The sequence below is a fragment of the Verrucosispora sp. WMMA2121 genome (genome assembly GCF_027460185.1).
In the GTDB taxonomy this organism is placed as follows: Bacteria; Actinomycetota; Actinomycetes; order Mycobacteriales; family Micromonosporaceae; genus Micromonospora; species Micromonospora palythoicola.
Genome location: NZ_JAPZBH010000004.1, coordinates 1,603,528 through 1,621,225, shown reverse-complemented (window position 1 = coordinate 1,621,225; position 17,698 = coordinate 1,603,528). Strand labels below are relative to the sequence as shown.

Sequence of the window (17,698 nt, the reverse complement as noted above, 5' to 3'; positions counted from 1 at the left end):
AGCCGGCCGGGTGGACCGGAGATGCCGGCCGGATGTGCCGGGGGCGCTGGTCGGCTCTAATCGGTGGCAGCGCATGCCGGGGTGTTCACTGCGCGGTGATGCGTCGTTAACCTCGCTCCGTCACGCGTCGGCGTGACACATCCGCGCCGAGATTCCGGCGCTGTCCGTGGGGGTTGACACGTATGACGAGAAGGCTCATCGGGCTGGTGGCCGCGTTCGCGGTGGTGGTGGGTGCTTCGCTCACCTTGGCCGTTCCGGCGCAGGCCGCCACCCCGGCCATCGAGATCACCAAGGTCTACTACGACTCGCCGGGCACTGACAACCGGTCGAATTCCAGCCTCAACGCCGAGTACGTGAAGCTGACCAATCGGCGGGCGAGCACCATCAACCTGAAGAACTGGACCCTGCGCGACAAGGCGAACCACGTCTACAAGTTCAGCGGCGACGTCAAGCTCGCCAAGGGCAAGAGCGTCGTCATCCGTACCGGCAAGGGCAAGAACACGGCCAGTACCCGGTACTGGGGCTCGGGCAACTACATCTGGAACAACACCGGCGACACCGCGTACCTGCGCGACGCCAGCGGCAAGCAGATCGACAAGTGCGCCTGGACGAAGAAGGGCAACGGCTACACGAACTGCTGACCGGACGACGGCCCGGGGCGACGAGGACCAACGCGAATCACTATCGTTGGTTCGCTGAGGTCGCCGGTGGTTGCCCCGGGCCGTCCGACCAGCGGGACAGAGGGGTGGCGTGTTGAGGCGTGGTCTCGGGCTGCTGGCGGTGGCCCTGCTGCTGAGCACTCCGGTGGTGACCGCCTGGCTCGTCGGCGACCTGACCGGCGAGGCGGCGCGGCGAATCGCGGCCGAGGGAGAGTCGCTCGACTACGCGGTGGAGCCGGTCAGCCTGGGCCCGACCGGCGACCGGGTCCTGGTGGTCGTGGCCAGCGCGCTGCTGCTGGTGTCGCTGGCCCTGTTGATTCGCGCCACCGTCACCCACAAACTCGATCCCCGCTGGTGGTCCGCGCTCGTACCGGTGATTGTCGCCGGAGTGCTGATCGGTCTCGGCTGGCGGATCATGACGGCCGGAGCGATCGGTGCGAACATCGGGGCCGGTCTCGTCGTCCTCGGTGGCGGCCCGGTGCTCCTGGTCCTCCTCGGCGTCGCCGCCGTGCAGGCCGCGCGGCTGCGCCGCGAGCATCGCCGCCGGGTCGGCTGAGCTGGGGCGCTCCGACGTCGGCCAGGTCGAACCAGCGGGTCAGCGCAGCGGAGGGGGAATCGGCACTTCTCCGCTGAACGCCTTCGCCGCCAGCTCGACGCGCTCCGGATGGCAGGCGCGATCTCCGAGCGGGTGGCTGGCCACGTTGATGCAGAGTTGACCTGGCTGGGCGTCGCAGATCGGGCACTGCAGGAACAGCCCGCCCGACGACACCAGATCGACGCCCTGCGCCAACGCGGCTCTGCCGATCTTGATGATTGCCTGGTAGAGGGCTTGATCCTGATGGCGTGCGGCGGCGTTGGCGACGTCTCGCATCCCTTCCCAGAACAGGTTGCGGGCGTCGGGCTCGTCCACGTCGATGCGCATGCCCGCGCATCCCCGTCGACCCATAGGCCAAACCTGACCTCGCAAACTCGCCGTGCTCGATGCGTCGGCCGGGCGATGGCCTTGTCCCGCCACAGAAAGAGGGGCACATCCAGTGGCTGGATGTGCCCCTCACCTGGTCGGGGTGGCCGGATTCGAACCGACGACCTCTTCGTCCCGAACGAAGCGCGCTACCAAGCTGCGCCACACCCCGAGGCGTGCCGACAAATAGTAGCCCACCCGTCCCGGGGCTCAAACTCGGTACCCCGGTGCGGACGGTCAGCGCGGGATCAGCGTGAGCAGGCTGGCCTCCGGTGGGCAGGCGAACCGGACGGGGGCGGTCGGGTGGGTGCCGAGCCCGGCGGAGACGTGCAGCCAGGAGTCCGACCCAGGCCAGCGGTGCAGGCCCTTCGCCATCGACCGGGGCAGCCCGCAGTTGGTCACCAACGCTCCCACTCCCGGTACGCACACCTGGCCACCGTGGGTGTGCCCGGCGAGCAGCAGCCCGAAGCCGTCGGCGGCCATCTCATCGAGCAACGCCGGCTCGGGAGAGTGGGTGAGCGCGATGGACAGGTCGGCGGCGGGGGAGATCGGCCCGGCGACCGAGGCGTAGTCGTCCCGCTCGACGTGCGGGTCGTCCACGCCGGCGATGTCGATCGCCCGGCCACCGGCCTTGACCGTGGTACGCCGGTTGTTCAGATCGACCCAACCGGCCCCGACGAGCACGTCACGCAGCTCCTCGGCGGGCAGCTCGACTCCCTCGGTGTACTCCCGCTCGGGCAGGAAGTAGCTGAACGGGTTCTTCCAGACCGGCCCGGTGTAGTCGTTCGAGCCGAACACGAACGCACCTGGGTAGTCGAGCAGGGGTTGCAGGGCCCGCAGCACGCCCGGCACCGCGCCCGGGTGCGCCATGTTGTCCCCGGTCACCACCACCAGGTCGGGGTCGAGAGCGGCCAGTGAGGCGACCCACTGCTGCTTGCGTACCTGGTTGGGGGTCATGTGCAGGTCCGACAGGTGCAGCACGCGCAGCGGCTCGGTGCCGGTCGGCAGCACCGGCACGTCGAAGCGGCGGAGGGTGAACATGTTGCGCTCGACGAGGGAGGCGTACGCCAGGGCGGCGGCACCCGTCGCGACGGTTGCGGTCGCGAGCCGGAATAGTGTGCGCTTTCGCATGCCGATCAGGGTAGTTTGACCGTCCATGAGCACGCTGAAGGACCGCCTCACCGCCGACATGCGCACCGCCCTCAAGGCCCGCGACGAGCTGACCACCTCCACCCTGCGGATGGCCCTGGCCGCCGTGGGTACCGCCGAGGTCTCCGGCAAGGCCAAGCGGGAACTCAGCGACGACGAGGTGGTGGCCGTGCTGACCAAGGAGGCCAAGAAGCGCCGCGAGGCCGCCACCGCCTTCGCCGACGCGGGCCGCGCCGAGCAGGCCGCCAGGGAGAGCGCCGAGGGTGAGGTGTTGGATCGTTACCTGCCGAAGCAGCTCTCCGACGCCGAGTTGACCGCGCTTGTCACGCAGGCGCTGGCGGCGGGCGGCTTCACCGGCAAGGCCCAGATGGGCCCGGCGATGAAGGCGGCCCAGGCCGCGGTGGCCGGCCAGGCCGAGGGCGGTCGGGTGGCCGCCGAGGTACGCCGCCAACTGGGCCTCTGAGCCGTCCCAGCCGAATATTCCGAGCCGGCTGTCTGTCCTGCCGGCGGCAGGGGACACCACATGAAGCGGGCGGGCACCCCGATCAAGGGATGCCCGCCCGTTCGGGCATTGCTGAGGCCGGTCAGCCGTCAGCCGCCGGGCCGGTCCGGCGGACGGCCGGGGTTGCTGGGCGGGCCGGAGGGCGCGTCGTTGCCCGGCCGGCCGTTACCGCCGCCGTTGTCGTTGCTGGGCTTGCCGGCGCTGACCACGATCGTCACGATGCCGCCCTTGATGGTGCGGCCGCTGGGGCTGGTGCTGGCGGCCGTGCCGGCAGGGCAGTTGGAGGTGACCCGGCTGCTGGAGACGATCGGCTCGAAGCCGGCACCGGAGAGGCGGGACTTGGCCCGATCGAGGGACAGGCAGCCGACGTCCGGGATGCTGCGCTGGTCGCCCAGGGAGATCTTCTTACCGGGCGGTTCGAAGTTGATCCCCTTCTTGCCCTTCATGGCAGCCTTCAACGTCTTCCAGACCGGCGGGTTGATGCCGTCGTCGGTCTTGTGCTTCATCCTGACGTTCGTCTGCGGCCAGTCCGGGTCGGCCAGGATGCCGGCCACCGCGTACTGCTTGGTCATCGCGACGAGCGAGGCGGTCTTCTCGGAGTCGGTGGTGCCGGACTTGCCGGCCACCGGCTTGTCGACGTTCCACTTCACCTCGGCGGCGGTGCGGCTGCCGCCGCACTTGCTGGTGGAGGAGTTGTCCCCGACCGGGCAGCGGGCCGCGTCCACCGCGGCGCGGGCCACCTCGGTGCTGAACCGCTTCTCGCAACGCGGGTTGGCCACGTCCAGCTTGTTGCCGTCCAGGTCCCGGATCTCCTGCACCGGGATCGGCTCGCAGTACTTGCCGTCGGCGGCCAGGGTGGCGTACGAGTTGGCCAGCTCCAACGGGGTGACCTGCGAGACGCCCAGGGTGAACGCGCCCCACTGGTGCGCGGCCTCCTTGGTGTTGGCGAACTCCGCGTCCTTGCTCTGGCGGAACTGGATGCCGAGGCGCTTGGCCACGTCCACCACGTTCTCCGCGCCGACCTGCTGCTGCAACGGCACGAAGTAGGTGTTGATGGAGGCGGAGAAGGCGCTCCACATGTTCTGCACGCCACCGGCCTTCTTGCCGGAGTTGGTCGGGCAGTAGAGGTTGGTGCCCGGACAGGCGGCGGGGCTGCTGCTGTCGATGATGTATTCGGACTTGAACTGCTGCGGCGCGTTGAAGGTGTAGCTGAGCGGGATGCCCTTCTCCAGCGCGGCCACGATCGTGTACATCTTGAAAACCGAGCCGGCCTGGTAGCCGGTGATGCCGTCGCCACCGGTCAACAGCGGGTTGACCGTGTTCGGGTAATTGCCCCGCTTGCCCTTCTCCCGCTGCTTCGGGTCGCTGTGCGGCTTGTTCTTGGGCTTGTCGGGGTTGTCGAGCTTGAAGTTCCGGTTCACCGACAGCGCCCGGACCCGACCGGTGCCGGGCTCGACCACCGCCACCATCACGGCTTCCTTGGCGTTCACCGACTTGGCGTCGCGGACCGCGTCGTCGGCGCCATTCTGGGCCTGCTTGTCCAGGGTCGTGACGATGGTGTAGCCGCCGCTCTTGAGCCGCCGCTCCCGGTCGTACGAGGTCGCCCCGAACGTCTCCTGCGACATCCACCAGCGGTAGAAGTAGTCGCAGAAGAAGCCCCAGGCGTTCTTGTTGGTGGCGACGCAGCCGTTCGGCGCCCGCTTGCCCTTGACCACCAGCTTGACGGCCTTGGCCTCGTCGGCCTGCTGCTGGGTGATCGCGCCGGTCTTGACCATGTTGTCGATCACGTAGTTGCGCCGGTCGACCGCGTGCGGGTAGCCGTCCTTGGTGGTCGGATCGAACGAGGTGGGGGCCTTCACCAGGCCGGCCAGCATGGCCGCCTCTTCGATCTTCAGGTCCTTCGGCGGCTTGTTGAAGTAGACCTGGCTGGCGGCGTAGACACCGTACGCGCCGTTGCCGAAGGCGGCGAGGTTGAGGTAGCGCTCCAGGATCTCGTCCTTCGACATCTCCTTGTCGAGCTGGAGCGCGTACCGCATCTCGCGCAGCTTGCGCGCGCTGGTGTCCTCGGTCGCGGCGATCACGTCGGCCGGGTGCGTGGCCGAGTACGCGATGCCCATCCGGACGTACTGCATGGTCAACGTCGAGGCGCCCTGACGGTCGGCGCCGGCCTGGCTGTTGTTGACGAAGGCCCGGGCCACGCCGTTGAGGTCGACCCCGTTGTGCTTGTAGAAGTCGTGGTCCTCGGCGGCGATGATCGCGTTGCGCATGTTCTCCGAGATGTCGGCGAGCTTCACGTCGCGCCGGTTCTCGTCGTACATCGTGGCCAGCGGCGTCTTGCCGTCGGAGGCGAGCAGATAGCTGATCTGCGGTGCGCGGGCCACGGTGAGTTCCTTCGGCAGCGCGCCGAAGGTCTCCGCGCCGGCCTTCGCGGCCAGGCCTGACATCGCCACCGCGGGGAAGGCCGCAGCGGCGACCACCACACCGGCCAACAGCCCACAGATGAGCAGCGATGCGGCGTTGGTCAGGACGTTGTGGTCACGTTTCCGCATCCAGGTCACCTCGACAGGGTACGCGAACAGGTAACGAGGGGCGCCGGGGCGTCTTTTCCCCATTTCCTGCGCGCGCCGTCCTCGTTGTGCTAGACGCGTGGCACCGGGTGTCCGGTTGCGTGGATTCGAGCCGAGTTTCCTCCGTACGGAGGCGACTCGCAGCGTTTTCGCCGACCTCGGTGGGGTAAGCGGCGGTCCCGGGCCCGAGAGGTCGGGGTTGTCCGGAATGATGGATTTCGCCGACAACGTTGCGTAATCGTGCGGCTACAGAGCATGATGTAGGCGGCGACAGTGCCACATGTCGTCTGTGCCGCCTTGGGGTAAGGCGTGCCGGACGACCCGGGGGGATTGCCGGCTGGCCCGCGACGGCGTCGGTAGTACAGCAAGGGGGGACGTGTACAGATGGGCATGATCACTGACTGGCCGTCGTTGGCGGCGTGTCAGAACGGGGACCCGGACGCGTTGTTCGTACAGGGCGCCGAACAGAACGTGGCCAAGCGGATCTGCCGGAGCTGCCCAGTCCGGTACGAGTGCCTGGCCGACGCGCTGGACAACCGGATCGAGTTCGGCGTGTGGGGCGGCATGACCGAACGGGAACGCCGCGCGCTGTTGCGTCGCCATCCCCAGGTCACCAGCTGGCGCAAGATGTTCGAGGCGGCGATGAAGAAGAACGCCAAGGACAAGACCGGCAAGGACAAGATCCTGGCCGCGGCCGGCAACTGACCGACCGGCACCGTCGGCTCGTGGCTTCCCGCCGGACCGACAGCGGGTCAGTGGTGGCCGATCGCCGCCGCGATCGTCCGTAGCCCGTCGACGTCGTGCACGTCGGCGGGCTGCGCCGTCACCGACACGGTCGGCACCTCCGGGAACTCGTCGGTGAACCGCGCCGCCACCTGCTGCTCACGCACCGCCTGTTCGACCAGGACGGCATGGGCCCGCAACACCTCGACGGTGCCCTCGTGCCCACCGGCCGTGGCCAGCCGGTCGGCGGCGGCGCGGCTCTCCGCCGCGCCCAGCTCGGCCACCGTCGGCTGGTGCACCCGGTTGAGCACCAGGCCGGCGAGCGGCATCCGCTCCGCGCGCAACCGACCGGCGAAGTAGGCGGCCTCCCGGACCGCGTCCGGCTCCGGCGCCGCGACCAGCAGGAAGGCCGTCTCCCGCGCCTGCAGGATGCGGTACGTCTGTTCGGCGCGCTGCCGGAACCCACCGAACATCGAGTCGAGCGCGGCGACGAAGCCGGACAGGTCGGTCAGCAGCTGGGTGCCGATCACCTTCTGCACCACTCGGGAGAACATCCCGAAGGAGGCGGTGACCAGGCTGAACATGCTGCGACCACCGGTTCGGGCCGGCGCGAGCAGCAGCCGTAGCATCCGTCCGTCGAGGAACCGCGACAGCCGGGCCGGTGCGTCGAGGAAGTCCAGCGCCGAGCGCGACGGGGGAGTGTCCACCACGATCAGGTCCCACTCGCCCCGGGCGTGCAGCTGGCCGAGCTTCTCCATCGCCATGTATTCCTGGGTGCCGGCGAAGGTGGAGCTCATGGCCTGGTAGAACGGGTTGGCGAAGATCTCCGCCGCCTTCGCCGGATCGGTGTGCGCCAGCACCACGTCGTCGAAGGTGCGCTTCATGTCCAGCATCATGGCGTGCAGTTCGCCGCCGCTGTCCTCGACGTCGATCCCCTTGACCTGCCGCGGGGTGTTGTCCAGCTCGGTCAGGCCGAGGGACTGGGCCAGGCGTCGCGCTGGGTCGATGGTGAGCACCACCGTGCGGCGGCCGTGCAGCTCGGCGGCGCGCAGCGCCAGCGCGGCGGCCGTGGTCGTCTTGCCCACCCCGCCCGCGCCGCAGCACACCACGATCCGGACTCCCGGGTCAGCCAGGATCCGGTCGACGTCCAGCGGCGGCGCGGCGTTGTCGGAAGACACCAATCGAGCGTATCGGGCTGACCGGCTCCGCGCGCCAGGCCGAGGGAGGTGTGAGTCAATCACCGGGCACGAGCGCGGCGGCGAGCACCTCCAGGCCGGCCCGGTCCACCCCGTCGGGCAGCAGCGGCAACTCGACCAGGGGCGGGCCCAACTCCACCAGGTCGGTGCGCAGCGAATCCTCCAGTTCCCGGCGGATCATGAGGTCCCGCGCCTCGTCGTGCAGGCCGGTGACGATCCGCTCGCCGGCCGGCAGTCCCGCCGCGCGCAGGCCCTGTGCCAATTCCGCCTCGGTGACCACCTGCGCGGTCGGCAGCGGTGCCCGGGTCCCGTTGACGATCACCCGCCCTACGGGGAAACCGAGCGAGGTCAGTTCGGCGATCGCGTCGACCGTCTCCTGTACCGGCATCTCCTCGAGCAGGGTCACCACGTGCACGGCGGTCATCGGTGAGCGCAGCAGCGCGGACACTCCCTCGCTCTGCGTCTTGATCGGTCCCACCTTGGCCAGCCGGGCGGTTTCGGCGGTGACGTTCAGGAAACGCCCGATCCGGCCGGTGGGTGGCGCGTCCAGCACCACCGCGTCGTACACCCGCCGTTTGTCGACGGTGCGGGTGGTGGCCTCCTTGACCTTGCCGGTGAGCAGCACGTCGCGCAGACCCGGCGCGATGGTGGTGGCGAAGTCGATCGCCCCGAACTTGCGCAGCGCCCGGCCGGCCGCGCCGAGCTTGTAGAACATGTCGAGATATTCGAGCAGCGCCTCCTCGGCGTCGACCGCGAGCGCCGACACCTCGCCACCGCCGGTGGCGTCGGCCAGGTGCCGTTCGGCGTACGGCAGCGGTTCGGTGCCGAAGAGCTGGGCGATGCCCTGCCGCCCCTCCACCTCCACCAGCAGGGTGCGCCGACCACCGGTGGCCAACCCCAGGGCGAGCGCGGCGGCCACGCTGGTCTTGCCCGTGCCGCCCTTGCCGGTCACCACGTGCAGGCGGGCGGGCCAGTCGATGCCGGCCCGGTCGTTCGGTCGCTGCGCTGCTCCCACCCGTCGAGCCTATCCATCCGGCGTGCTCAGGCGACCTCGCAGACCCACCAGCCGGTCTTACGGAGCACCGTGAAGCGCAGGTCCTGGTCGGCGATCTTCTCGTCGGCGGTGGTCACGGTCACCGTGGTGGTGACGGTTGCCCGGTCGCCGGTCTCGTTGTCCACCGTCGGGGTGTCCCAGCGGAACTGCGGGTTCTGGTAGGTCGCCACGTACTGCTCGACCTCGGCCACCTTCGCCCGGATCTTGTCCCGGTCGCGCGCGGCGGTGCAGACCAGATCCGCCGCCTTGGCGGAATCCCGGTCCTGATAGACGGCGGTCAGGAAATCGTCGACGGCGACCGACGGATCCGGTGCCCCCTCGCCGGACTCGGTGTTGCGCAGGGTGAGGAAGGCGGCCACGCCGCCGCCGGCGCAGAGCAGCAGCACCACCACCAGGGTGAGCGAGGCCAGCAGTGGGCCCCGCTTGCGTGGCGGTCCGGCCGGCGCGTGCTGCGGCCGGTACCCGCCCTCCGGCGGCCCGGGCGGCGCATCGTGGCCGGTGGCCGGCGGCGGGGACTCGGCCGGTGAACCGGCCGGCGGGAGGTCGGTGGGGCCGGTCGGGCCGCCGGCGGGTGGCTGGGTCATCGGTCCCCCCGGGTGCGGCGCAGCACCGCGTACCGGCGGTGTGCGTGGGATCGGGTGGCCGGGCCGGGCGCCCGTCCAGACGGGAAGGGTAGCGGTCCGCGGTGCCGCTGCGGGGAGCCCGGTGTGTCCGGTACCCGGATCGCGATCAACTTTCCGCTGGTCGGGTGTCGCAAATGTGACCGAAGGCGACCGGGCGCGCGCGTCCTGTTGATGGGACCGGGGTGGCAGTCCTACGGTCGCTCCGGCACGCCCCGGTCCGGGCCGGGCGAATTAGTTCCGGACCGGTGAGCGGCACCGTGACCAGGTACGACGCCCGGAGGCAGTGCATGCGCGACACGGACAACACCCCCCGAGCCCAGTTCCCCGCCGGGCCGCGCCGGGGCAGCCGGACCGCTGGCGGAGACCTCTCCGGCCGGCTGCCGGTCAACGAGCGGTCGTACCGCCGCCCCGTCGACCCGGTCGCCAGTGCCGAGCCGGCCGGCGGTCGGGAGGAGGACGGTCCCGGTTACGTCATCCATCTGCCCATCCGGGTGACCGACCTGGCCGCCGCCACCGCCTTGGCCGGCCGGTTGGCCACGTCGCTGAACTTCCTGCTCGAACTCGACGCCGGGGAGACCGAGGTGTCGACCGCCGACGACCAGAACAACCGGCACCGGGTCTTCTGCGACCTGTTGCTGCCGGATCGCACCCGCTGCCCCCAGCCGTACGACCATGCCGGACCCTGCGGCGAACTGCCGACAGCGCCCGAGCAACGGACCGCCCCCGAGCAGTGGCCCGACGCCGAGCAGCGTCCCGCGCCCCGACCGGCCGGTGGACCGTAGGCTGTGTCCCGAAGTGTCCGTGCCACCGAGGGAGCCCTCCACCGATGCAGAAGTGGGAATACGCCACCGTTCCGTTGCTGGTCCACGCGACCAAGCAGATCCTCGACAACTGGGGTGAGGACGGCTGGGAACTCGTCTCCGTCGTCCCCGGGCCGAACCCGGAGCAACTGGTCGCCTACCTGAAGCGCCCGAAGGCATGAGTGTCGTGGCCAACGGACCCCACGCCAGGCTGGCGGAGCTCGGACTGGAGCTGCCGGAGGTGGTGCCGCCGGTGGCGAGCTACCTGCCGGCGGTGCAGTCCGGGCAGCACGTGTACGTCTCCGGGCAACTGCCGATGGTCGAGGGCAAGCTCCTGGCCACCGGCAAGGTGGGTGCCGGCGTCTCCGCCGAGCAGGCCAAGCAGTTGGCCCAGCGCTGCGCCCTCAACGCGCTCGCCGCGATCGACTCGCTCGTCGGTCTGGAGAACGTGGTGAAGGTCGTGAAGCTGACCGGCTTCGTCGCCAGCGCCTCCGGCTTCACCGCTCAGCCCGGTGTCATCAACGGCGCCTCCGACCTGTTCGGCACCGTCTTCGGTGAGGCGGGCCGGCACGCTAGGTCGGCCGTCGGCGTCGCGGAACTCCCCCTGGACGCCCCGGTGGAGGTCGAGGTCATCGTCGAGGTCTCCTGACCCTCCGCGATCTTGCAGTTTCCGTCCGGACGAAGACCCCTAACGAGGACGAATCGGGGACCGGAACTGCAAGATCGCGGAGGTGTGCCCGCGGAGTCGTACGATCGCAGCCATGGGAGGGCATGTGACGGGGGCGGTGACCGCCCTCGCCAGCGAACTGCCGGACTGGGTGACACTGCTGCGGGCACCGAATCCGGGGCCGATGACGCTCGACGGCACCAACACCTGGGTGCTGCGGGCCCGGCCCGGCGAACCGGCCGTGGTGGTCGACCCGGGGCCGGCGGACGAGGCGCACCTTGCGGCGATCGTCGCGCAGGGGCCGGTCGGGCTGGTGTTGATCACCCATGGCCATCCGGACCACACCGAAGGATCGGCGCGCCTGCACGCCCTGCTCGACGGAGCCGACGTCCTGGCCGCCGATCCGGCGCACACCATCGGCGGTGCGCCGCTGACCGGCCCGGGACAGGCCCTGGCCGGCTTCGGCCTGGACATCCGACTGCTCGCCACCCCCGGGCACACCGCCGACTCGGTCTGCTTCCTGGCCGAGCGGGACGGCCAGCGGCTGATCCTCACCGGTGACACGATCCTCGGCCGAGGCACCACCGTCGTGGCGCACCCCGACGGGCACCTCGGCGACTACCTGACCAGTCTGGAGCTGCTCTCGACGTACCGGGGGATGCCGGCGTTGCCCGGGCACGGGCCGGCGCTGGCCGACTGCGGTGCCGCCGCCGACTTCTACCTCGCCCACCGCCGTGCCCGCCTCGACCAGGTCCGGGCGGCGCTGGACACCGGCGCGCGGACCGCGGCCGAGGTGGTCGCCATGGTCTACGCCGACGTGGACCGGTCGCTGTGGTGGGCGGCGGAATGGTCGGTACGCGCCCAACTCGAATACCTCGGCCGGGAATCCGACGGCGGCGACGCGAGGTTGGATCCAGCGTGACCTGCCCGGTGTGCGGAACCGTCGCCGTGCCCGGCGCCCGGTTCTGCCACAACTGCGGCGCCGCGCTGCCGGCCGCCGCCACCCTGCCGGCCGCCGAGCGCCGCGTGGTGACCGTGCTCTTCGGCGACCTGTCCGATTTCACCTCCTGGTCGGAGGATCTCGACCCGGAACGCGTCGGCGCGGTCACCGACCGGGTGCTGGCCGCGCTGGCCGGGGCGGTCAAGACCTTCGGCGGGCACGTCGACAAGCTGACCGGTGACGGGATCATGGCGGTTTTCGGCGCTCCGGTGGCGCACGAGGACGACGCCGAGCGGGCCGTCCGGGCCGCCCTGTCCATGCAGCGGGCGGTGCGCCGGGTGCTCGACGACGAGCGGGGCGGCGGGGCGCCGCTGGGACTGCGGGTCGGACTCAACACGGGCGACGTGATCGCCGGCATCCAGGCCGCCATCGAGTACACCGTCATCGGCGACACGGTGAACACCGCCGCCCGGCTGGCCGACGCCGCCGCCGTAGGCGCGGTCTACGCCGGTGGCCGTACCGCCGCGGCGACCCGGCACGTCGCGAGTTGGCGGGCGCTGCGGCCGCTGCGGCTCAAGGGCAAGCGCGAGCCGGTCGAGGCGTACGAGCTGCTCGGCCTGCTGGACGCGCCCGGTACCCGCTCCGGTCTCGGCGACGAGGCGCCGTTCGTGGGCCGGGAGACCGAGATCGGCCGGGTCGCCGGCCGGCTCGCCGAGGTGATCGACCGTACCGAGCCCCGGGTGTTGCTGATGACGGCCGAGGCGGGCATCGGCAAGTCCCGGTTCGCCGCCGAGGTGGAGCGCCTCGCCGCCGGCTACGACGTCGGCGCCGGCCGGTACGCCGCGCACACCGGCGCCCGGGTCCTCTCGGTGCGCTGTGCGGCGTTCGGCGAGCGTCGAAGGCTGGCACCCCTCGCCGACCTGGTACGCGCCGCGACCGGGTTGCCCAACGACGCCGCGACCGCGGTCACCCGGGCGGCCGTGGAGGAACGGCTGCGTCGGCTCGGACAACGGCTCAGCCGTACCCGGACCGAGCCGGCCCCGATCGCCACCGACCAACTGCTGGCCCTGCTCGGATACGCGGAACTGCCCGCCGGTGGACCCACCGACCAGGGTGAGTGGAGCAGCGCTCAGCCGCCGGCCGACGTCGACGCGGTGCCCAACGCGGTGGCGGACCTGCTCAGCGCGCTCGCCGAGGAGGCGCCGCTGGTGGTGATCGTGGACGACCTGCACGACGCCACCGCGGAGACCATCGGCGCGTTGGAGATCACGTTGTCCCGGCTCGCCGGGCCGGTGCTGGTGCTGCTGCTCGGCCGACCCGAACTGGTCCGTACCGCCGGTACGCTGGCCCGGGTCTCCGATGCCGAGGTGCAGCCCCTGCCGCCGCTGCGCGGTGCCGACGCGGCCCGGCTGCTGACCAGTTACCTCGGTGGCGGACGGTTGCCGCAGGCCGACGCCGACCGGCTGCTCGCCACCGCCCAGGGAAATCCCTTCTACCTGGCGGAACTGGTCACCCTGCTGATGGAGCGCGGCGCGCTCACCGCCGGGGCGCGCAACACCTGGCGGCTGGCGCCCGGCTCGCTGGGTAGTCGCCTGCTCTCCCGGGATCTCGCGGCGGTGCTCGCCGCCCGGATCGACGCCCTGCCCGCCGAGGCCCGCTCGGTGCTACGGGACGCCGCGGTGGTCGGCGACGCCGTGCCCGACGGTGCGCTGGAGGCGCTGCGGGAGCAGCGCACCGGTCGGGACGGCCGCCCGGCCGCCGTCGCCGCCGTCGAGTTGGAACGGGCCGTCGAGGAATTGCTGCAACGGCGGATGCTGCACCGCACCCGCAGTGGGTACGCCTTCGCCACCCCACTGATGCGGGAGGCCGCGTACTCCGGGATCAGCAAGGCGGAGCTGGCCGAACGGCACGCCGCGCTCGCGCGCTGGGCGGCTCCGGCGACCGACACCGCCGGCCCGGGCGGCACCGGGGCCGGACCTGGCGGTTTTCCGGAGGGGGCGCGGGACGACTTCGTGGCCGAGCACGTCGAGCGGGCCACCGCGCTCGCCGACGCGGTCACGCTACGTCCGGACGCCCCGGCCCGGGCGGTCGCGCCGCTCGGCGTGGCGGCGCTGGGCCGGGCCACCCGGCGGGCGTTGCACGCGGGGGAGCCGGCACTGGCCGTCGAGTACGCCGAACGCGCCGCCGAGCTGGCTCGCGACGGAATACCCGCGGTCGACCGGGTGGCGCACGCCCGGGCGCTGCTGCAGGTCGGTCGGGCGGCCGACGCCCTGGCCTCCGCCGAGAAGATCGCCGCGAACGCGGGAGATCCGGCGACGCGGGCCAGCGCCCTGCTCCTCGCCGGGCAGGCCCAGCAGGTGATGGGCGACCTACGGCGGGCCGAGTCCTGTTGGCGGGAGGCGCTTCAGGTGGCCGGCGACGCCGGCCTGCCCACCCTGCGCGCCTCGGCGATGCGCCGGCTGGGCATGACCGACTTCCTGGTGGGCCGGCTGGGCCAGGCCAGCAGCCGACTGGCGGCGGCGTACCAGGTGAGTCTGGCCGCGGGTGACCGTCGGGGACAGGCGTGGTCGTTGCAGAACCTGGCCTGGGTGACCACCACCCGTGGCGACTTCGCCGGCACGGATGCGGTGCTCGGCCGGGCCGCCCGGCTCTTCGCGGAGTTGAAGGACCCGTACGGACGGGCGTGGCTGCGTGGCACCACCGCCTTCGCCCGGCTGCTCGCCGGTCGGCTGCGGGAGGCGCGCCGGCTGGCCCGGGTCTTCCTGCCGTTCGGTGAACGGGTCGGCGAGGCGTGGGCGGTGGGCACCCTGCGGGCGGTCGACGCGTACGCCAACGCCGAGCTGGGGGAGCTGGTCGACGCCGACCGGGAGGCCCGGCGGGCGTACCGGGACTTCGCCGCCGCGTCGGACGACTGGGGTCAGGGCTTCGCGCTCGTCGTCCGGGGGGTGGTCGCCCGCGGGCTGGGCGAGCCGGAGCATGCCGCGGACCTGCTCACCGACGCGCTCGCGTACGGCCATCGGACGGCGCATCCGCTGCTGACCGGGATGGCCGGCACGCTGCGTGGCTTCGTCTTGCTGGAGATGGGTGACGTGGCCGCCGCCGAGCGGGACGCCCGCGCGGTGCTCACCACAGTGGAACCGCACAATCCGCAGGCACCGGCACAGGTCGCGCCCCGGGTGCTGCTGGCCACCGCCCGGTTGGCTGCCGGCGACTCCGCCACCGCGGTCGGCCTGCTCGCCCCGGTCGCGACGATGGCGGCCACCACTCCGTCCCTGCTCTTCTCCCGCCGGCAGTCGATGGCGCGTTACGCCTCGGCCCTGCTCGCCCACGGCCAGCGCGAGCAGGCGTTGGACTGGGCTCGTCGGGCGGTGCGGGTGCAGGCCGAGGACGTCCGCAGCCAGGTGATCGCGGCGAGCGTACTGGCCGAGGCACTTGCCGCGTGCGGGCGGCCGGCGGAGGCCAAGGCCAGCGCCGAGGACGCGCTCCGGCTGGCGTACGCCACCGAGCAGCGCAGTGAGCGGGCCGCCGCGGAGGCGCTGCTGAACCGGCTGCGTACGCCCGGCTGACCGGCTCGGCCGCGATGTCGACGGGCACCGCCGGCGGCCCGGCCCGTTGTGTCCGCACTGTGGGCGCGGTGTCGAGGAACCGGGTCGGGCCCGGTCCGATTCGTCCGGTCGATCGGTGGCCGGTGCGGATCTGCCGGTTCCGGGGATGTGGCCGGCCGGGGCCGACGGCTAGCGTGGCGGGTGCACGCGACTGTCGATGTCGTCGGTCGGGTCGTCGAGGGGGGGGCGAAGATGAGGCTGCCGCGTTCGGTCGCCGGATGGACGATCGCGGTGTTCGGCGTGCTGGCGCTGGTGATGGGGGCGGTCGGCCTGCTCTGGCCGGAGGCGCTGCTGCGGATGCTCGGCTTCGAGATTCCACCGAGCCGCGCACCGGGCGACTACACGGGTGTCTTCGTGACCGCCTCCTCGATGGCGTCGTTCAACATGGGGGTCTACTACCTGCTCGCCACGGCCACCGAGTGGCGTGCCTTCTACCGCTTCACGGTGGTGTTCCGGCTGGTCACGTTCACGGTCTTCACCCTCGCGGTGCTGGCTGACATCGCGCCGGGGCGGTTCTTCGGGGTGGCGGCCTGGGAGGGCCTGGGTGCGTTGGCGACTGCCGGCGGCCTCTGGTGGGACGCACGCCGGTCCACCGCAACGGGCACGACCGGTGTCCGGCGGATCATCGGCCCGACGGGCGGGAGCGGATCGACTCCCGACGAAGCGGAGCGCGACGGCGACCGGCGCGGTGCCGGAACATCGGCTGTGGGGCCGGCCACCGATGCGGTTCAGTGAGCGGCCGGCAGAGTTCGGTATTTTCGAAGTTGTGACCGACACCCCGCCCGGCGCCCTGCCGACGCCCATCGTGCCTGGTCTGACTGATTTGCAGGTGTTTGCCCGAGGTGGCTACGCCACCGTCTACCGGGCGACGCAGATCTCGGTGGGTCGCGAGGTCGCCGTGAAGGTGGAGAACCGGACGCTGGCCAGCGACCGGGACCAGGCCCGCTTTCTGCGCGAGGCGCGAGCGGCCGGTCGGATGTCGTCCCACCCGCACGTGGTCGACCTGTTCGACGTCGGGGTCACCATCGACCAGCACCCATACCTGATCATGGAACTCTGCGACGGTTCGTACGCCGAGCGGATGCGCAACTCGCCGCTGGACGCCGTCGAGGCCCGCGATCTCGGCATCAAGATCGCGGATGCCATCGCCCACTCGCACGCCGCCGGCGTGCTGCACCGCGACGTCAAGCCGGCGAACATCCTCCACTCGCATTTCAACCCGGCGGTGCTTGCCGACTTCGGCCTCGCCGTGGTCGCCGAGATGCGGGACGCCTCCGTGGCGCTGGAGGTGCTCACGCCGGCGTACGCGCCGCCGGAGATGTTCAGCCACAGCCCACCGTCGCCGGCCGTCGACGTGTACGCGCTCTGCGCCACCCTCTACGCGGTCATGCACGGTCGGCCGCCGCGCTGGCAGAGCGAGCGCAACCCGAGCCTGGTCACCGTGCTGGAGATGTTCCACCAGCCGATCCCCGGCCTGCCCGGCGTCCCGAAGGCCCTGATCGACGTGCTGCGGGCCGGCATGGCCAACGATCCCGCGGACCGGCCGTCCGCGGCGGAGCTGCGCGACATGCTCACCAACCTCACATTGGACGGCTCAGGCACGGCGGACGGCGGGGCGGTCCCCCGGGTGGCGCCGATCGGCGGTGCTGCCGCCGGTGAATCCGCCCCCGGCCGCCCCGCCCCGCCGGCCGGGGGCGGACCCACCGAGCGCAGCCGACGCCGACGCTGGTTCCTGGGGGCTGCGGGGGTGGTCGCTCTCGCCGCCTCGGCCGGCGTCGGCGCCTGGGCGGCCGGTGGCGGGCCGTCGCCGCAGCCCAGCATCCCGGCCCGTCCGGCGGCAACCGGGATGCTCCGCCCAGGTTGCGCCACCCACCCCGAGGCGCTTCCCGCCGGTGCCCAGTGCGCGACGGAGTTGGAGTGTTTCGGGCCGGTGCAGGTGCGTGGCCAGCGGGCTGAGGCCAGCCGGATGCCCTGCGACGCCCGGCACACCTGGGAGAGCTACGCCCAGGGGCGGTTGCCGGCCGCGTTGGTCGACGCCGGCCACGACGAGATCGTCGCCGACCCCCGAGTGCGGCAGGTCTGCAACGAGAACACGTTCCGCCTGGTCAGTGGGCTGCGCCAGGCGGCTGGTTGGAATCTTGAGGTGCTGCCGCCAGCGGACGCGGACACTGATCTCACCTACCGGTGCCTGGCCGGGCGGGGCCTGAACGGGCTGGCTTCGCCCACGCTCACCAGCGGCTGACCGGTCCCTG

17 protein-coding genes and 1 tRNA gene are annotated in these 17,698 nt (G+C 71.7%); 11 read left to right on the top strand and 7 right to left on the bottom strand.

Going from position 1 to position 17,698, the window contains the following annotated elements:
* The first annotated feature begins 182 nt into the window (after positions 1-182).
* Positions 183-641 carry a lamin tail domain-containing protein gene (locus tag O7605_RS08230; protein WP_269738608.1) on the top strand — a complete coding sequence of 153 codons (459 nt, stop codon included), beginning with the start codon at positions 183-185 and terminating at the stop codon, positions 639-641.
* A gap of 109 nt (positions 642-750) precedes the next feature.
* Entirely contained in the window at positions 751-1,215 is a 465-nt protein-coding gene (locus O7605_RS08225; RefSeq protein ID WP_269738607.1) for a hypothetical protein, read from the top strand.
* Positions 1,216-1,254: 39 nt separating this feature from the next.
* On the opposite strand, the gene O7605_RS08220 is transcribed toward O7605_RS08225, so the two are convergent.
* The 3 genes from O7605_RS08220 to O7605_RS08210 form a co-directional block, all read right to left on the bottom strand.
* Entirely contained in the window at positions 1,255-1,581 is a 327-nt protein-coding gene (locus O7605_RS08220) for a zinc finger domain-containing protein (RefSeq protein ID WP_269738606.1), read from the bottom strand.
* 134 nt (positions 1,582-1,715) lie between these two features.
* Positions 1,716-1,792 (bottom strand) — tRNA-Pro (locus tag O7605_RS08215).
* 65 nt (positions 1,793-1,857) lie between these two features.
* Positions 1,858-2,751: a metallophosphoesterase gene (locus tag O7605_RS08210; RefSeq protein ID WP_269738605.1), complete on the bottom strand. Its 894-nt coding sequence runs from the start codon at positions 2,749-2,751 to the stop codon at positions 1,858-1,860.
* Positions 2,752-2,776: 25 nt separating this feature from the next.
* Between O7605_RS08210 and O7605_RS08205 the strand changes: the two genes are divergently transcribed.
* Positions 2,777-3,232, top strand: coding sequence for a GatB/YqeY domain-containing protein (locus O7605_RS08205; RefSeq protein ID WP_269738604.1), 456 nt, complete (start codon positions 2,777-2,779; stop codon positions 3,230-3,232).
* A gap of 128 nt (positions 3,233-3,360) precedes the next feature.
* Here O7605_RS08205 and O7605_RS08200 read toward each other — a convergent pair whose 3' ends face one another.
* Positions 3,361-5,820 (bottom strand): penicillin-binding protein, encoded by a 2,460-nt coding sequence (locus O7605_RS08200; protein ID WP_269738603.1) that lies wholly within the window; start codon positions 5,818-5,820, stop codon positions 3,361-3,363.
* A 402-nt stretch (positions 5,821-6,222) separates the two neighbouring features.
* On the opposite strand from O7605_RS08200, the gene O7605_RS08195 reads away from it, so the two are divergent.
* Positions 6,223-6,543 carry a WhiB family transcriptional regulator gene (locus O7605_RS08195; protein ID WP_269738602.1) on the top strand — a complete coding sequence of 107 codons (321 nt, stop codon included), beginning with the start codon at positions 6,223-6,225 and terminating at the stop codon, positions 6,541-6,543.
* A 47-nt stretch (positions 6,544-6,590) separates the two neighbouring features.
* Here O7605_RS08195 and O7605_RS08190 read toward each other — a convergent pair whose 3' ends face one another.
* Genes O7605_RS08190 through O7605_RS08180 form a run of 3 tightly spaced genes read right to left on the bottom strand, consistent with a single transcriptional unit; the run spans position 6,591 to position 9,395 of the window.
* Complete coding sequence (locus O7605_RS08190) at positions 6,591-7,742, bottom strand: ArsA family ATPase (RefSeq protein WP_269738601.1); 1,152 nt, start codon at positions 7,740-7,742, stop codon at positions 6,591-6,593.
* A 52-nt stretch (positions 7,743-7,794) separates the two neighbouring features.
* Complete coding sequence (locus O7605_RS08185) at positions 7,795-8,772, bottom strand: ArsA-related P-loop ATPase (RefSeq protein ID WP_269738600.1); 978 nt, start codon at positions 8,770-8,772, stop codon at positions 7,795-7,797.
* A gap of 26 nt (positions 8,773-8,798) precedes the next feature.
* Positions 8,799-9,395: an Rv0361 family membrane protein gene (locus O7605_RS08180; RefSeq protein WP_269738599.1), complete on the bottom strand. Its 597-nt coding sequence runs from the start codon at positions 9,393-9,395 to the stop codon at positions 8,799-8,801.
* A gap of 326 nt (positions 9,396-9,721) precedes the next feature.
* Between O7605_RS08180 and O7605_RS08175 the strand changes: the two genes are divergently transcribed.
* The 7 genes from O7605_RS08175 to O7605_RS08145 all read left to right on the top strand — a co-directional run bounded on the left by O7605_RS08175 (position 9,722) and on the right by O7605_RS08145 (position 17,688).
* The gene (locus tag O7605_RS08175) at positions 9,722-10,216 is read left to right on the top strand and encodes a hypothetical protein (protein WP_269738598.1); all 495 of its coding nucleotides are present in this window, start codon (positions 9,722-9,724) and stop codon (positions 10,214-10,216) included.
* Positions 10,217-10,260: 44 nt separating this feature from the next.
* On the top strand, positions 10,261-10,416 hold the full coding sequence (locus O7605_RS08170) for a DUF4177 domain-containing protein (RefSeq protein WP_013736319.1): 156 nt from the start codon (positions 10,261-10,263) through the stop codon (positions 10,414-10,416).
* Positions 10,413-10,883 carry a RidA family protein gene (locus O7605_RS08165; protein ID WP_443083888.1) on the top strand — a complete coding sequence of 157 codons (471 nt, stop codon included), beginning with the start codon at positions 10,413-10,415 and terminating at the stop codon, positions 10,881-10,883. Before O7605_RS08170 ends, O7605_RS08165 begins: the two co-directional genes overlap by 4 nt.
* Positions 10,884-10,995: 112 nt before the next feature.
* Positions 10,996-11,823 (top strand): MBL fold metallo-hydrolase, encoded by an 828-nt coding sequence (locus O7605_RS08160; protein ID WP_269738596.1) that lies wholly within the window; start codon positions 10,996-10,998, stop codon positions 11,821-11,823.
* Positions 11,820-15,407 (top strand): adenylate/guanylate cyclase domain-containing protein, encoded by a 3,588-nt coding sequence (locus O7605_RS08155; RefSeq protein ID WP_269738595.1) that lies wholly within the window; start codon positions 11,820-11,822, stop codon positions 15,405-15,407. Before O7605_RS08160 ends, O7605_RS08155 begins: the two co-directional genes overlap by 4 nt.
* Positions 15,408-15,638: 231 nt before the next feature.
* On the top strand, positions 15,639-16,181 hold the full coding sequence (locus O7605_RS08150; RefSeq protein WP_269738594.1) for a hypothetical protein: 543 nt from the start codon (positions 15,639-15,641) through the stop codon (positions 16,179-16,181).
* Between the two features lie 31 nt (positions 16,182-16,212).
* Positions 16,213-17,688, top strand: a complete 1,476-nt coding sequence (locus O7605_RS08145; RefSeq protein WP_269738593.1) for a serine/threonine-protein kinase — start codon at positions 16,213-16,215, stop codon at positions 17,686-17,688.
* The last annotated feature ends 10 nt before the right edge of the window (positions 17,689-17,698 follow it).

Coding starts and splice junctions, on each gene's coding strand:
- O7605_RS08230 (WP_269738608.1), top strand. CDS start 183: ATGACGAGAAGGCTCATCGGGCTGGTGGCCGCGTTCGCGGTGGTGGTG.
- O7605_RS08220 (WP_269738606.1), bottom strand. CDS start 1,581: ATGCGCATCGACGTGGACGAGCCCGACGCCCGCAACCTGTTCTGGGAA.
- O7605_RS08210 (WP_269738605.1), bottom strand. CDS start 2,751: ATGCGAAAGCGCACACTATTCCGGCTCGCGACCGCAACCGTCGCGACG.
- O7605_RS08205 (WP_269738604.1), top strand. CDS start 2,777: ATGAGCACGCTGAAGGACCGCCTCACCGCCGACATGCGCACCGCCCTC.
- O7605_RS08200 (WP_269738603.1), bottom strand. CDS start 5,820: ATGCGGAAACGTGACCACAACGTCCTGACCAACGCCGCATCGCTGCTC.
- O7605_RS08195 (WP_269738602.1), top strand. CDS start 6,223: ATGGGCATGATCACTGACTGGCCGTCGTTGGCGGCGTGTCAGAACGGG.
- O7605_RS08180 (WP_269738599.1), bottom strand. CDS start 9,395: ATGACCCAGCCACCCGCCGGCGGCCCGACCGGCCCCACCGACCTCCCG.
- O7605_RS08175 (WP_269738598.1), top strand. CDS start 9,722: ATGCGCGACACGGACAACACCCCCCGAGCCCAGTTCCCCGCCGGGCCG.
- O7605_RS08170 (WP_013736319.1), top strand. CDS start 10,261: ATGCAGAAGTGGGAATACGCCACCGTTCCGTTGCTGGTCCACGCGACC.
- O7605_RS08165 (WP_443083888.1), top strand. CDS start 10,413: ATGAGTGTCGTGGCCAACGGACCCCACGCCAGGCTGGCGGAGCTCGGA.
- O7605_RS08160 (WP_269738596.1), top strand. CDS start 10,996: ATGGGAGGGCATGTGACGGGGGCGGTGACCGCCCTCGCCAGCGAACTG.
- O7605_RS08150 (WP_269738594.1), top strand. CDS start 15,639: ATGAGGCTGCCGCGTTCGGTCGCCGGATGGACGATCGCGGTGTTCGGC.